This is a genomic window from Bradyrhizobium sp. LeoB3 (assembly GCF_055456055.1).
This window is the reverse complement of record NZ_JBVBEF010000029.1, coordinates 49,995-64,972: the sequence shown is the minus strand read 5'-3', so window position 1 is coordinate 64,972 and position 14,978 is coordinate 49,995. Positions and strand designations below refer to the sequence as shown.

The window sequence follows — 14,978 nt, the reverse complement described above, 5'->3', positions numbered from 1 at the left end:
TACTTTTGCTCAAGAACTGGAGCTATCGGAAGGCGCGATCATGAATCCCGCCGCGCCAAGATCAAGCATTGTCTATTGCCGGCCGGAAAAGTGACGCTTGGCAGGTTGTCGCCACGGAACCTGCCACATGGCACCACGACGCAGACGTCATCGCGCCGATTAGACAAAATCTAACTGGTCGGATTCTGCTCGGGAGAAGCGACCTTGCGGGGCACCGTCCCTTCCCGCGTCATCCGCAATCTCGTTTTCGTGCCCTGGAGGCCGTATCGGCGCTATACTCATGGCGCTGATTTCGAGACGACTTCTGGCGGGATGCGGCGATGCAGGACAACTCACTTATTCTGCGATCCATCATCACATGCCCTCACTGCGCATATCGTCAGATGGAAATCATGCCGCTAGATGCTTGCAGGTTCTTCTACGATTGCAAGGCATGCGGTGCTCACCTGAGGCCCAAGCCAGGCGATTGCTGCGTTTTTTGTTCCTATGGGACGGTGCCGTGCCCGCCGGTTCAGGCCAGCCGTGGAGCATCGACTTGCGCTTGCTCAGCCAAAGATGGTTGAGCAACTGGGGAGCTGCCGACCTGTTTCGCGAGTTCCGCGCGCTAAACACCGCGGCCTGATCGAGCGACGCGAAGGACGAAGCCAGCAAGGTCTCCCGGCCTGATGCAATCAGCCAACCAGATTGGCTCTCCACGCCATAATCGTCCTGACGCAGCCGACCTAGGCTCCGGCCTTGCAAAACAAGGCTTGGAGATCACAGTGGATTTTGAACTGTCCAGGGAACAACGCGACATCAAGGCCCGGGCCGCTGCCTTTGTGGAGGAAGTCTGCCGCCCGCTCGAGGATGATTGGGGCGTGGACGATTACGCCGTGCCGCACGACATCTTCATGAGCGTGGTGCGGAAATTTCGCGAATACGGCTTTAGGGGATTGGCGGTGCCGAAGGAAGCCGGCGGGCAGGGATTAGGCACGGTCGCGAAGTGCTTGGTCTACGAGGAGATCGTAAGGTCGCCTGTGATGCATGGCCTGCTCGCGACCTGGTCGGGCTTTCTCGATCCGCATCCCGCGCTTCACGTCGCGCCGGAATGGCAGAAGGAGGCCTATCTCTATCCGATCCTGAAAGAGGACAAGTTCTACCACATCAACATCTCGGAGCCGGGCGCGGGCTCCGACGCGGCCGGGATAAAGACCACCGCCGTTCGTGACGGCGACAATTACATCATCAACGGCATCAAGCGCTGGGCGCCGCCGCCGAACCATCCTGCCATCACGCCGAAATATCTGCTCTGCTACGCCGTGACCGATCCGAGCAAGGGCTATGAGGGGATCAGCCTGTTCCTGGTCGACTATCCCAATCCCGGCGTGTCGGTGCTGCGCGAATACGAGACCATGGCGCCGGGCACCTATCTCGGCCGGAGCTGCGACTACCAGTACAAGGATTGCGTGGTCCCAGCGAAGAACATGCTGGGCGCGGAGGGCATGGGCTTCCGCTACATGATGGACCAGCTCAACCGCAACCGCACCGTGATCGGTGCGCGCCTCACCGGCACCGCGCGCTGGGCGCAGACGCAGGCCGCGAAACGGGCGCGTGAGCGCGAGACGTTCGGCAAACCGCTCGCGGAACGGCAGGCCATTCAATGGATGCTGGCGGAATCGGAGATGGACCTCGAGCAGTCGCGGCTGATGGTCTACAAGACCGCCTGGATGCTCGATCGTGGCCTCGATGCACGCAAGGAAGCCGCGATGGTGAAATGCTTCGCGCCGCTCGCGGCCTGCCGGGTCATCGATCGCGCCATCCAGATCCATGGCGGGCTCGGCGTGCTCAGGGAAAACCGCTTCGGCCAGCTCTATTTCCAGAGCCGCATCGCGCAGGTCGCGGAGGGCACCACCGAAGTGATGAAGATGACCATCGCGCGGGAGGTGCTGCGCGAGTGTGAATAGACTGAAGAGCGCAAGTGCCCTGCGCCTCCCTCTCCCCGTTCTTACGGGGAGAGGGTCGGGGTGAGGGGCTCTTTCCGCGAACGCGGTGATAGACGGACTCGCCGAAGCAGCCCCTCACCCGGAATTCAAGCTTTGCTTGAATTCCGACCTCTCTCCGCAAGAGCGGGGAGAGGTGGTGAGAAGCCTCACTTCTCCGCGTCGATCACCTCGCCGATCGGCTTCCATTTCACGCCGTCGAACTGCATCAATTGTTCCTGGCTCATCGGGGTGTAGCGCGTCGGGGTGGTATTGAGCTTGATGCCGGGAAGCATGATCGGGAGGACGAGGTCCTTGATGCTGGTCGCCTGCTTCATCAGGTTCTCGCGCGTCAGGTCGTCGCCGCAATTCTTCAGGACGTGAACGAAGGTCTGCGCCGTCGCATAGCCGAACACGTGATAAGTCTCGGACGGATTGGCTTCGGGCATGTATTGCTTCATGAAGGCGAGATATTCCTTCACGCCGGCATCATCGGCCCATGCCGCATCGTTCGGATCCTTGCGGAAGGCGACGGTGATGACGCCCTTGGAATTGTCCAGCCCCGCCGGCACCAGCGTGCTGGAGATCGAGCCGGCGGCATCGCTGAGCAGGTGCAGCGCATCCCACTTCGTTTCCGCCATCTTCTTGATCGCCTGCGCGGAGAATTTCGGCGTCGAAATGTCGAGGAACACGTCGGCGCCGGTCGCTTTCAGGATCAGGATCTGCGAGTCGATGGTCGGCTCGGCAATCTCGTAGCTGAGCTCCTTGACGATCGTCGTCGCGGCCTTGTCGCCAAGCCCGTCGCGAAAGCCCTTGACGTAGTCGCGGCCGAAATCGTCGTTCTGGAACAGCACCGCGACCTTCGCATTGGGCCGCTCCTTGAGGAGGTATTTGGCGTAGATCACGCCCTTGGCATGGTTGTTCGGCTGCCAACCCATCGACCACGGATAGGTCGCGGGCTCGGAGACGCGGTTGGCGCCGGTGCCGAGGAACAGGCCGGGCACCTTCTTGGCATTCAGATATTTTTGCGTTGCGAAGTTGGTCGGCGAGCCGAAGGTGCCGACGATCGCCAGCACCTCCTCGCTCTCGACCAATCGCCGCGTCTGCTCGACGGCCTTGGGCGGGCTATAACCGTCGTCGAGAGAGACCAGGTTGATTTTGCGGCCGTTGACGCCGCCTTCCGCATTCACCTTCTGGAAATAAGCGGTCATCGCACGGCCGATCGCCGCGAAGCTCGACGCCGGGCCGCTATACGGCATGGTCTGGCCGATCTTGACCTCGGTATCGGTCACGCCTGGTCCGTAGTTCTTCTCCTGAGCGAATGCGGAGAACGACAACCCCGCCCATGCGATCGCACAGGTCGCCACCATGAGCTTCTTCATGCTCTATTCCTGTCTTCGTTGTTGATGATCCGGTTAGGCCGGCTGCAGATAGCGCTGCTTCAGCACGTGCTTGAACAGCTTGCCGTTCTCCTGCCGCGGCAGCTCGGCCGCGAAGTCGATCGAGCGTGGGCATTTGACGTGCGACAGGCCGTCCCGGCAGAACGCCATCAGCTCAGTCGCAAGCGCCGATGATGCCTTCGACGGCTCCCTGAGCTGCACCACGGCCTTGACCTCCTCGCCATACTCCGGATTGGGGATTCCGAACACGGCGACATCGGCAACATCAGGATGCAGCGCCAGGCGATTCTCGATCTCGGCGGGATAGATATTGACGCCGCCGGAGATGATCATGTGCGAGCGGCGGTCGGTCAGATAGAGATAGCCGTCGTGATCGAGATAGCCGACATCGCCGATGGTCGACCAGCCCTTGGCGTTGCGCGAGCGCGCGGTCTTCTCGGGATCGTTGTGGTAGACGAATTGCGGGCCGTCGAAATAGACGTCGCCGATCTCGCCGGGGCCGAGCTCGTTCTGCGCTTCGTCGAGGATATGGATGGTGCCGACGCAGGCGCGCCCGACCGAGCCGCGATGGGTCAGCCAGTCCGCGGTCGAGATGCAGGTGGCGCCGTTGCGCTCCGAGCCCGCGTAATATTCCCAGACGATCGGCCCCCACCACTCGATCATCCGCTCCTTGAGCTCGGGCGGACAAGGCGCGGCGGCGTGGATCGCGCAGCGATGCGAGGCGAGATCGTAGCGGGCGCGTATCTCGTCAGGCAGCGCGAGCAGGCGGAAGAACATCGTCGGCACCCACTGGCTGTGGGTGATGCGGTAATGCTCGATCGCGGCCAGCGCCTGCTCCGGTACGAACTTCTTCATGATCACGGTGGTGCCGCCGCTCTCCAGCGTGCGCATGGTGAAGCGAAGCGGCGCGCCATGGTACAGTGGTGCCGGAGAGAGATAGACCGTATCCTCCGCGAAGCCGAAATTGTCGCGCACCCAGTCGCCGGAGGCCTGCGCCTGGCGAAGATTGGCGAACAGCGGCTGCTTGATGCCTTTGGGCCTGCCGGTCGTGCCTGAGGAATAGAAGAAATCCTTGCCGACGGGCCCGTCGGGAATCTCTATCAGGCGATCGAAGCGGGCCAGCTCCGCGGCATAGTCAAAGCTGCCGTCCAACGCGCCGCCCAGCGCGTAGACCGCGCACCGGTGCGGATTGTCGGCCAGCAGCGCCTGGACCGCGTCCGCAAAACGCGCGGCGACGAAGAACAGCTTGGCGCCGCTGTCGCGCACGATATAGGCCGCCTCCTCGGGCTTCAGATGCGTGCTGACCGGCGTGTAATAGACGCCGTGGCGGCGCGCGCCCCAGATCAGCTCAAAATAGGCCGGGTCGTTGTCGAGCATGATCGCGATGCCGTCGCCGGCGGCGAGCCCCATCCAGATCAGGAGCTGCGTGACGGCATTGGCGCGGCGATCGAGCTCGCCATAGGTCATCGCCTGGTCGGAAAAGGCGACGAGCGCGGCGGTCTTGTCGGGATGACGTTCAGCCCATTGGCGCAGGATTGGCATTTCTTCCCCGTGTTGGCCGAGAACGTCGGCCTTGCCGGGATTATCCGCATCAAGGCTGCATCATTGAATGACCGCGCATGCCAATCCGATTGGCGGAATCCGACGCTACTATTTTGCGGCAGGGCCGCGGCGCTCGCGGAACTCGCCGGGCGTTACGCCGGTCCACCGCCGGAACGCGCGATGGAAGGTGCTGAGCTCGGAGAAGCCGAGCGAGACCGCGATTTCTTCCAGCGACAGGCGGGACTTCTGCAATAGGTGCGTGGCGAGGTCGCGCCGCAGCCGGTCCTTGATGTCCTGGAAGCCGCAGTTCTCTTCGTCGAGCAGGCGGCGGCGCAGTGTCTGCGGCGAGACGGCGAGCATCCCGGCGATGTCCTCAAACGACAACGGGCGCTTGAGGTTGCGGCGGAGAATGCCGCGCACGCGTTCGGCCATGCTGCTGTCGTCGCGGTAGCGCACCAGGAGCGCATTGGGCATCGAAGCGAGGAAGCGCCGCAGCCGCTCCTCGTCGGGCATGATCGGCAGATCGAGCAATTCGGCATCGAAGCGGATTTCGGTACGCGGCTGGTCGAACAGCATCGGCGCCCTATAGAACGGCTCCAGTTCCGAGCTGAACGGCTCTTCCGGGAAGACGTAGTGAACGGTGATCAGCGGCAGCCGGCGGCCTACCAGCCAGCACATCAGCCCATAGGCGAACAAGAGGATCGCGCCGTTGACCATGCGCCGCCGGTTCGGCTGGGCGATGGTGTCGGTGACGTAGAGCGAAGCGTCATCCGGGCCTTCCGCCAGCCGCACCACGAAATCGTCGGCGACCAGATGATAGAACTGGCAGCCGATCCGGATCGCCTCCCGCAGATTGGCAGAGCGGATCAATAGCCGGCACATCATGCGGAAGGTGCCGGGCTTGATCGGGCGGTTGCACAAGAGCCAGAGTTCGTCGCGCGTTTCCCGGGTCAGGATCGCGATCAGGCGGGCGAACTGGTCCTGCGGCAGCCGGGCGCCCCGCTTCTCGAGTTGCTCGGGCGCGATGCCGGCGCGCGCCAACAGCCGGTCGATATCGAAGCCGGCCTCGCGCACGCCGCTCAGGACCAGGCCGACATAGCCGGAGTCGATCGCTGAACGCGACGGCGCAGCGCGTGATGATCGAAGTGCGGCGGAAGCTCCCGGCATGGCATTGGCATGTTAGCGCCGGGATTGTTCCGTCGCCACCATTCCTGTGGCAGGCAAGGTCAACGCAACTGATCGTTTTCGTCATTGCGGGTGCGGGACTTCTTTTCATTTGTCGCTGACGGGAGTACCGCCGGAGGACATTTGATGCGCGCGTTGATGAGTTGCGAGCCGGGCGGGCCCGAAACCCTGCGGCTGCTCGATGTACCGGAGCCGGTGCCCGCACCCGGGCAGGTGCTGGTGGCGGTGAAGGCGTGCGGGGTGAACTATCCGGATCTTCTCACGATCCAGGATCGCTATCAGGTCAAGACGCCGCGGCCCTTCGCGCCTGGCGCCGAGGTGGCCGGCGTCGTGGCCGCGGTGGGGGAAGGGGTTGCCGGGCTGCGCGTCGGCGATCGCGTCGCGGCGCGGACCGGAACCGGCGGCATGGCGGAGTTCGTCGCCGTCGATGCCACGCGCTGCAGCCCGATTCCCGAGGGCATGTCGTTCGTCGATGCCGCAGTCATGCAGTTCACCTTCGAGACGGCCTGTTACGCGCTGCATACCCGCGCCGGTGTGCGGGCCGGCGAAGCCGTGTTGGTGCTCGGCGCAGCAGGGGGCGTCGGCATTGCCGCCGTGCAGGTCGCGCGCAATCTCGGCGCCCGCGTCGTCGCTGCGGCCTCATCGGAAGAGAAGCTCGGCTTCGCACGCCAGCATGGCGCCTCTGAAGGCGTGATCTATTCGGCTGAGACAACAGGGGATGGTCGCGAGCTCGCTGCGCGGCTGAAGCAGGCGGTCGGGCCGCACGGCGCCGATGTGATCATCGATCCCGTCGGCGGATGGCTCTCGGAAGCAGCCATTCGCTGTATCGCAGAGGGCGGGCGCTATCTCGTGCTCGGCTTCACCGCCGGCATTCCGTCATTGCCGCTCAACCTTCCGCTGCTGAAGAATTGCGATGTGCTCGGGATCAACTGGCGCACGTTCACGCTGTCACAGGATTCACGCCTTGCCGAGAACCGGCGGGCGCTCCAGTCCTGGTATTCGCAAGGCATGCTGTCATCAGGCATCAGCGCCGAATTCCCGCTGCAGGAGGGCGGCAAGGCGATCCAGCACCTTGCCGACCGGCGCGCGCTGGGCAAGGTCGTCGTGGTGATTTGACTCGATCATCCGCTGCAGGACTAGATTATCTCTGCTGCGTCCGATCTGATTGGAAGAATTTTGCACTGCGTCACGGGCTCACGGCAAGATGACCGTGGGCGCTGCTTGCCGCCGTGCAGCACGCTGATATGGTCTGCCGCCGGCGAAATGGATTGCATTCGCCGCTTTCGCTGAGATTCACAATCATCCCGTGCTGCAGGAGTTTCTCATGACACACGCCTTTCGTTTCCATCAGGCCGGTGGTCCCGAGGTTCTGAAATGGGAGGAGGTCAAGCTCGGCAAGCCCGGTCCCGGCGAAGCGCGGATCCGTCACACCGCAGTCGGCTTGAACTTTGTCGATATCTATAACCGCGCGGGCGTCTATGGCGTGCCGCTGCCGAGCGGCCTTGGCAGCGAGGGAGCAGGCGTCGTCGAGGAAGTCGGGCCCGGCGTCACCGACCTGAAGCCGGGCGATCGTGTCGCCTATGGCAACTCGCCGCTCGGCGCCTATGCCGAGGAGCGGCTGATCCCCGCCGACCGTCTGCTCAAACTGCCCGACAGCATCGATGACAAGACCGCCGCCGCGATGATGCTCAAGGGTCTTACGGTGCAGTACCTCATTCGCCAGACCTATCGCGTCAAGAGCGGCGACACGATCCTGCTGCATGCCGCGGCCGGCGGCGTCGGGCTGATCCTGGGCCAATGGGCGAAGCATCTCGGTGCCACCGTGATCGGCACGGTTTCGACCGACGAAAAGGCGAAACTCGCCAAAGCCCACGGCACCGCGCACACGATCGTCTACACGCGCGAGGATTTCGTCGCGCGCGTCAAGGAGATCACCGGAGGCAATCTGGTGCCTGTTGTCTACGACTCCGTCGGCAAGGACACTTTCCTGAAATCGCTGGACTGCCTGGCGCCGCTCGGGGTCGCGGTGTTGTTCGGCCAGTCCTCCGGCAGTATCGAGCCGCTCAATCTCGGTCTGTTGGCACAGAAGGGCTCGCTGTACGTGACCCGTCCGACGCTGAACACCTATGGCGCCAAGCGCGAGAACCTGGTGGCGATGGCGAACGAACTGTTCGACGTGGTGAAATCAGGCGCGGTCAAGATCGAGATCAATCAGACCTATCCGCTCAAGGACGCCCCCAAAGCCCACGCCGATCTCGCCGCCCGCAAGACCACGGGATCGACCGTGTTCCTGGTGTGATGCAGTCGAGCCGTCTTTAACCTCTCCCGCTTGCGGGAGAGGTCGGCGCGTAGCGCCGGGTGAGGGCTCTCTCCACATGTTCGAACAGCGTGAATCGCGGAAGCACCCTCACCCCGCCCTCTCCCGCAAGCGGGAGAGGGAGCCAAACCTCACTCCGCGTTGAAGCGGCGCCGGTAGTCGCCCGGCGTCAGGCCGGTGATGCGCATGAACACCTTCCTGAATGCGCTCGGGTCGCCATAGCCGACGTCCCAGGCGATCCGGTCGACGGGCAGGCGGCTGAATTGCAGCAATTCGCGCGCCTTGCCGACGCGCAGCCTTTGGCAATATTCCGTTGTCGTCAGGCCCGTCGCCTTCTGGAAGCGGCGCAGGAACGTGCGCTCTTCCAATCCGGAACGCGCCGCGAGTGTTGCCAGCGCGATGTCCTTCGCTCCGGTCACCTGCAGCCAGTGCTGCACCTTGAGCACGGCCTTGTCGCCATGGGTCAGCCGCGGCGCGAACGCGCTGTAATAGCGCTGCTCGCGGCCAGGCGGATCGACCAGCAAGAGGCGTGCGGTCTCGATCATCACCGTCGGCCCGAGCAGGCGGTCGACCAGCTTCAGGCCGAGATCGGTCCAGGCCATCACGCCGCCGGCGGTGATGATGTCGCCATCGTCGATGATGAGCCGGTCGATATCGACGCGCGCCTCCGGGAAACGGTTCTGGAATTGCTCGGCGTAGGCCCAGTGCGTCGTCACCGATCGTCCTGCCAAGAGGCCGGTCTCGCCGAGCAGGAATGCACCCGCGCACACCGAGCCGAGCGTGACGCCGGCGTCGTGATGGCCATGCAGCCATCGCACGAAAGGCGCCGCCTTCTCCGGCGTGGGCGGCTCGCCTAGGCTCGGCGGCAGGATCAGCGCGGCAGGCGCTGCCTTCGCATCGCTGTCCGGGACGCTGTCAAAGACCCGCGCCGGCGGCTTGTTCGGCTCCGCCTGCTGCCAATGGCTGATCCGCAACAGAGCGGACTTGCGTTTGCGATGTCGGGTCGCAATCCGGTCGGCGACGCCGAACAGATCGGTCAGGCCATGGATCGCGGCGAGCTGCGCGCCAGGATAATGCACCAGTCCGATCTCGGTGGGGCCTCGGGAAACCATCTGTCGGTATCAACCCGTTTTATGTCGGTATCGCCAATTTGCAGCATGCGATGGCGGGCCTAGTCTTGTCCAGAAAGATAAAGACCAATCTGCGGAAAGGACGGTCCGGCCATGAGCAAGCGCGCGATCATCGTTGTCGATCTTCAGAACGACTATTTTGCTTCCGGCAGGCTGCCGCTGGTCGGGATCGACGCGGCCGCGGCCAACGCGGCGCGGGTCATCGCTGCTGCCCGTGCCAGCGGCGATCCGGTCATTCACATCAGGCATGAATTCGTGCGGCCGGATGCGCCGTTCTTTGTCGCGGGATCGGATGGCGCGCAAATCCATGGGTCCGTCCAGCCGGCCGAAGGCGAGACGGTGATCGTGAAGAACTATCCCAACTCGTTTCGCGACACTCCGCTCAAGCAGGCGCTCGATGCGAAAGCCATCGAGGACGTCGTGATCGTGGGCGCAATGAGCCATATGTGCATCGACGCGACGGCTCGCGCGGCGGCGGATTTTGGCTACAAGGCCACCGTCGTGCACGACGCCTGCGCGACGCGCGACCTTGCGTTCGGCGGCGTCAACGTTCCCGCCGCGCAGGTCCACGCTGCCTTCATGGCACGCGCTGGGGTCGTCCTATGGGACGCTGGTGAGCACGGCGGATTATCTCCCGCGCTAATCCGCTCCCGCGCCGAAGCGTTCGACCAGGAAGTCGATGAACAGCCGCACCTTCACCGAAAGGTGTCTGGTCGGAGGATAGATCGCGTAGAGCGTCAGCGGCGGTGCGTGATAGTCCGAAAGGATGGTCTTCAGCGCGCCGGTATGGAGCGCATCGCCGGCGATGAAGGTCGGGATCAGCGCAATGCCGTGCCCTTTCACGGCGACGTCGCGCAGCACCTCTGCGTTGTTCGCGCACAGCGACCAGGATGGCTGGATCCAGTGATCGCCATCCGCACCCGTCAGCTTCCATTGGTTGCCGGTGAGCAGGAAGCCGTAAGTCAGCGCGACATGCTCGCGAAGATCGCGCGGATGGGTCGGCGTGCCGTGTTCGGCCAGGTAATCCGGCGAGGCGCAGACGATGCGGTCGATCGGCACGATCCTGCGCGCGATCAGGCTCGAGGATTCCAGCTCCGCGATCCGTAAGGTGACGTCGAAGCCGTCCTGCACAGGGTCGAGCAGGTCGTCGCTCAGGACGAGCTGAAGCTGGATCTTCGGATATTTCCCCATGAAGTCCGCGACCGCCGGTCCGAGCCGCAACGTGCCGAACGACATCGGCGCGTTGACGCGAAGCAGTCCGTGCGGCGCCGATTGCGCCTGCGACACCGCCTGATCCGCCGCGTCGAGTTCGGACAGGATCGAGAGCGCGCGCTCGAAATACATCTGGCCGCTCTCATTGGTGCTGACATGGCGGGTGGTGCGGTTGAGGAGCTGCACGCCCAGGCTCTCTTCGAGCTCGGCCACATACTTGCTGACGGCGGAGCGGGAGAGGCGAAGCTGTCGGCCGGCCTCGGCGAAACTGCCGGTCTCCACGACCTTCACGAACGCCCGCAAGCTCGCGACCTTGTCCATCTTGCCTCCGGCCGATTGTCCTCAATTCGTAGACAGTGGCGCCATGAAAGCATGGATTGTTCTCGGAACATAGCGGGCCGATATTGCGGTCAACGAGCCCGATCGGGTTCCCGAGTTAACCAGGAGAGACCAATGTCTGGCATCCATCATGTCACCGCCATCGCCGGCAACCCGCTGAAGAATTTCGACTTCTACACGCGCGACCTCGGCCTGCGGTTCGTCAAGAAGACCGTCAATTTCGACGATCCCACGACCTATCATTTCTACTACGGCGACGAGGTCGGCCATCCCGGCACCATCCTGACGTTCTTCCCGTGGGAGGGCGCCCCCGCCGGCCGTCGTGGCGTCGGCGAGACCCATCAGACCGCTTTCCGCGTGCCGGCGCGCTCGCTCGGCTATTGGGTGCAGCGCTTTGTCGAGAAGGGCATCCCCCATCAGCCGCTGGAGAAGCGGTTTGGTGAGTCGGTGCTGCCGTTCACCGATCCCGATGGCATGGCGCTCGCTCTCGTCGGCATTCCCGGCGCGGAAGATGAGCCGGCCTGGAGCAATGGCGACGTCCCAGCCGAGCACGCGATCCGCGGCTTCCACGGCGTGACCTTGCTGCTCGAGACTGCCGAGAAGACCGCGGCCATCCTGACCGATGTGTTCGGCTTCCGCGAGGTCGCGCGCGAGGGTTCGGTGATCCGCTTCGCTGCTCCCGGTGACGCCCAAGGGGGCATCGTCGACATCTACGAGGCCAAGGGCTTCCTGCGCGGTCATCAGGGCGTCGGCTCGGTGCATCACATCGCGTTCCGCGCGGCTGACGATGCGGAGCAGGGGCAGATGGCGCAGAAGCTGGTCTCGGCGCACGGCCTGCATCCGACCGAGCGGAGGGATCGGAACTACTTCCGCTCGATCTACTTTCGCGAGCCCGGCGGCGTGCTGTTCGAGATCGCGACCGACATTCCGGGCTTTGCGGTGGATGAGCCCGTCGAGAGCCTCGGCCACACCTTGAAGCTGCCGGCGTTCCTCGAGCGGCATCGCAAGGAGATCGAAAGCGTGCTGCCTGATTTGGGAGAAAACGCATGACGAACGAGACACCCTTTGTCTATCGCTTCGAGCCGGCGGAACGGGCGGGCGCTCCGCCCCTCCTGCTGCTCCACGGCACCGGCGGCGACGAGAGCGACCTGCTGGAGCTCGGCAGGATGCTGTCGCCGGATTCGGCGCTGCTGTCGCCGCGCGGCCGCGTGCTGGAGAATGGGATGCCGCGCTTCTTCCGCCGTCTTGCGGAAGGGGTGTTCGACGAGGACGACGTTCGGCGGCGCGCTGCCGAACTGGGTGACTTCGTTGACGCGATGCGGCGGCGTCTCGGCATCGGCGCGCCAGTGGCGGTCGGCTATTCCAACGGTGCCAACATCGCCGCAGCCATGATGCTGCTTCGCCCTGGCACGCTTTCGGGCGCCATATTGTTGCGCGCGATGGTGCCGCTGTCCGATCCACCGCGCCCCGACCTGGCCGGCGCGCCGGTACTGGTCGCCGCGGGACAGATGGACCCGATCGTAACGGCCTCCAACTCGGCGAAGCTGGCTGAGATACTGGGCGATGCCGGCGCCGATGTCACGCATCGGACCCTGCCGGCCGGACACCAGCTCTCGCAGGCGGACCTCGTCCTCACGCGCGAGTGGCTGGAACGGGTGAAGAAGCGGACGCTTCAGTCCACGTAGAGCGTTTTCGAGCGAAGTGGACACCGGTTCGCGTGAAGAAAACGCGTCAAAACAAAAACCTGGAATACGGGCGCCGCCTCAAGCGGCGCCCGTATTTTTCTGCAGATAGTGGCCCGCAAAAGCGAGGTACCACTCCAGGCAGCCCGGATTGGCCATCGCGTCCTTGTTGATGACCTTCTCGATCGGGTGGCCGAGCAGCAGCTTCTTGATCGGCAGCTCCTGCTTCTTGCCCGATAGCGTGCGCGGAATTTCGGGCACCTGGAAGATCTCGTTGGGAAGGAAGCGGCGGGACAGGCCGGCTTCGATCGCCTTGTTGATCCTTGCCTTCATCGCCTCATCGAGCGCGATGCCGTCGCGCAGCACCACGAACAGCGGCATGTAGCTTTCGCGCCCGAGATATTCGAGGTCGACGACCATCGAATCCAGGATCTCCGGCAGCGCCTCGATCGCCGAGTAAAGTTCGCTCGTCCCCATGCGCAGGCCGTGCCGGTTGATGGTGGCGTCGCTCCGGCCATAGATCACGCAGGAACCGTCGGCGGCGACCTTCAGCCAGTCGCCATGCCGCCACACCGGGCCGCGTCCGCTGCCGTCGAAATTATCCGGATAGGTCTCGAAATAGCTGGCGCGGTAGCGCGCATCACCAGGATCGTTCCAGAAACGCAGCGGCATCGACGGCAGCGGCTCGGTGCAGACGAGTTCGCCGACCTCGTCGATCACGGGCTGTCCCTGCTCGTTGAATGCCTCCACGGCGCAGCCCAGTATCCGGCATTGCATCGTGCCCGGCGTCTGCGGCAATTCCCTGTTGCCGCCGATGAAGGCGCCGGCGAAGTCGGTGCCGCCGGAAATGTTCGCCCACCACATGTTCGCCTGCGCGGCGTTGCCATTGACCTTTGAAAGCGCGGCGAAGCGCTCGTTGAACCAGGCTTGCGTGTCGGCGCTGAGCGGCGATCCGGTCGAGCCGAGCGCGCGCAGGCGCGAGAGGTTGCCGGCGGCGCCGAGATCGATCTCCGCTTTCGCGCAGTTGGCAAAGAACGCCGCGCCCGCGCCGAACACTGTCACCTGCGCGTTGGCCACGAAGCGCCACAGCGTCGTCCAGTCCGGCTTGTCCTTGGAGCCGCCGGGGCTGCCGTCGAAGATGCAGCAGGTGGTGCCGCCCAGGAGCGCGTTGACCTGGCAGTTCCACATGATCCAGCCGGTCGAGCTGTACCAATGGAAGCGTTCGCCAAACGAGTTCGGCTGGTAGCTGCAGCCGATATCGTTGTGCAGCGTGTTCAGCGGCAGCACCACGATGATGATGCCGCCATGGCTGTGCACGATCGGCTTCGGCAAGCCGGTGGTACCGCTGGAATAGACGATCCAGAGCGGATGATCGAACGGCAGCCACACCGGCTCGAACGTATCGATCGCGGGACTGCGGCGGGCGAAGATCGCTGATAGCAGCGGATCGGCCGTCTCGGCGCTCTCCGCGTCGCTGTGCAGGATGAAATGCTTGACCGTCGGCAGCGAGCGCCGGAGCTCATCGACCACGGCGCGGCGGTCATGCCGCCGGCCTGCATAGGTGACGGCATCGCAGGCGATCAGCACTTTCGGTTCGATCTGCTTGAAGCGATCAATCACCGCCGGCGCCGCCATGTCGGGCGCGCACACGCTCCAGATCGCGCCCAAGCTCGCAGTGGCGAGGAAGGCGATGATGGTCTCGGGGATATTGGGCAGATAGGCCGCGACGCGGTCGCCGGGCTTGACGCCTTTTTCCCGTAGATGAACCGCAAGCGCGGCCGCCTGTCGCCGCAGTTCGGGCCAGCTCGTCGCTTTCAGCACGCCATCTTCGCCGCTGCTCACGATCGCCGCCAGGCCCGCGGCATCGGCGGCTTCGACGTGCCGGAACACCTGCTGGGCGTAATTGACGGAGGCACCGGGAAACCAGAGCGCGCCCGGCATCTTCCGTTCCGCCAGCACCGCGCGGTGCGGCGTCGGCGAGCGCAGGTCGAAATAGTCCCAGATGCTCTGCCAGTAGGCGTCGAGGTCGCGCACCGACCACTGGCGCATGTCCTCAAAGCTGGAAAAGCTCAGGCCGCGCTGCTCCTGCAGCCAGCGGCGATAAAGGGCGATCTGCGGAACGTGAGGTGCGGCCATTGCTCTTCGACTTGCATCGCGGCGGGGAGCGCCGCTCGAACGAAGGCCTAGCATAACGGAACCCGCGCGGGAATGTC

The 14,978-nt window shown here is 64.2% G+C and carries 12 protein-coding genes and 1 pseudogene; 7 read left to right on the top strand and 6 right to left on the bottom strand.

The window, feature by feature from the left end:
* Window positions 1-320 precede the first annotated feature (320 nt).
* The gene (locus ACZXDY_RS20100; protein ID WP_464346675.1) at window positions 321-563 is read left to right on the top strand and encodes a GDCCVxC domain-containing (seleno)protein; all 243 of its coding nucleotides are present in this window, start codon (window positions 321-323) and stop codon (window positions 561-563) included.
* Window positions 564-761: 198 nt separating this feature from the next.
* Window positions 762-1,943, top strand: a complete 1,182-nt coding sequence (locus ACZXDY_RS20095; protein ID WP_464346674.1) for an acyl-CoA dehydrogenase family protein — start codon at window positions 762-764, stop codon at window positions 1,941-1,943.
* Window positions 1,944-2,128: 185 nt separating this feature from the next.
* On the opposite strand, the gene ACZXDY_RS20090 is transcribed toward ACZXDY_RS20095, so the two are convergent.
* From ACZXDY_RS20090 to ACZXDY_RS20080, 3 genes are all read right to left on the bottom strand, one after another.
* Window positions 2,129-3,340, bottom strand: a complete 1,212-nt coding sequence (locus ACZXDY_RS20090) for an ABC transporter substrate-binding protein (protein ID WP_464346673.1) — start codon at window positions 3,338-3,340, stop codon at window positions 2,129-2,131.
* A 33-nt stretch (window positions 3,341-3,373) separates the two neighbouring features.
* A complete protein-coding gene (locus tag ACZXDY_RS20085) occupies window positions 3,374-4,900 on the bottom strand; it encodes an acyl-CoA synthetase (protein WP_464346672.1) in 1,527 nt (508 codons plus the stop codon).
* 108 nt (window positions 4,901-5,008) lie between these two features.
* A complete protein-coding gene (locus tag ACZXDY_RS20080; RefSeq protein ID WP_464346671.1) occupies window positions 5,009-6,067 on the bottom strand; it encodes an AraC family transcriptional regulator in 1,059 nt (352 codons plus the stop codon).
* Window positions 6,068-6,211: 144 nt separating this feature from the next.
* On the opposite strand from ACZXDY_RS20080, the gene ACZXDY_RS20075 reads away from it, so the two are divergent.
* Complete coding sequence (locus ACZXDY_RS20075; protein WP_464346670.1) at window positions 6,212-7,201, top strand: NADPH:quinone oxidoreductase family protein; 990 nt, start codon at window positions 6,212-6,214, stop codon at window positions 7,199-7,201.
* Between the two features lie 208 nt (window positions 7,202-7,409).
* The gene (locus ACZXDY_RS20070; protein WP_464346669.1) at window positions 7,410-8,384 is read left to right on the top strand and encodes a quinone oxidoreductase family protein; all 975 of its coding nucleotides are present in this window, start codon (window positions 7,410-7,412) and stop codon (window positions 8,382-8,384) included.
* Between the two features lie 149 nt (window positions 8,385-8,533).
* Here the strand turns inward: ACZXDY_RS20070 and ACZXDY_RS20065 are convergent, their stop codons facing one another.
* Entirely contained in the window at window positions 8,534-9,514 is a 981-nt protein-coding gene (locus ACZXDY_RS20065) for a GlxA family transcriptional regulator (RefSeq protein WP_464346668.1), read from the bottom strand.
* A gap of 111 nt (window positions 9,515-9,625) precedes the next feature.
* Between ACZXDY_RS20065 and ACZXDY_RS20060 the strand changes: the two are divergent.
* Window positions 9,626-10,175, top strand: a pseudogene (locus ACZXDY_RS20060) (cysteine hydrolase family protein).
* On the opposite strand, the gene ACZXDY_RS20055 reads toward ACZXDY_RS20060, so the two are convergent.
* A complete protein-coding gene (locus ACZXDY_RS20055) occupies window positions 10,172-11,065 on the bottom strand; it encodes a LysR family transcriptional regulator (protein WP_464346667.1) in 894 nt (297 codons plus the stop codon). The pseudogene ACZXDY_RS20060 and the gene ACZXDY_RS20055 sit on opposite strands and share 4 nt — an antisense overlap.
* Before the next feature lie 132 nt (window positions 11,066-11,197).
* Here ACZXDY_RS20055 and ACZXDY_RS20050 point away from each other — a divergent pair, with 132 nt between their 5' ends.
* Entirely contained in the window at window positions 11,198-12,133 is a 936-nt protein-coding gene (locus ACZXDY_RS20050; protein WP_464346666.1) for a ring-cleaving dioxygenase, read from the top strand.
* On the top strand, window positions 12,130-12,768 hold the full coding sequence (locus tag ACZXDY_RS20045; protein ID WP_464346665.1) for an alpha/beta hydrolase: 639 nt from the start codon (window positions 12,130-12,132) through the stop codon (window positions 12,766-12,768). The genes ACZXDY_RS20050 and ACZXDY_RS20045 overlap by 4 nt, the downstream gene beginning before the upstream one ends.
* Window positions 12,769-12,846: 78 nt before the next feature.
* On the opposite strand, the gene ACZXDY_RS20040 is transcribed toward ACZXDY_RS20045, so the two are convergent.
* Complete coding sequence (locus ACZXDY_RS20040) at window positions 12,847-14,901, bottom strand: acetoacetate--CoA ligase (RefSeq protein ID WP_464346664.1); 2,055 nt, start codon at window positions 14,899-14,901, stop codon at window positions 12,847-12,849.
* Window positions 14,902-14,978: the final 77 nt, after the last annotated feature.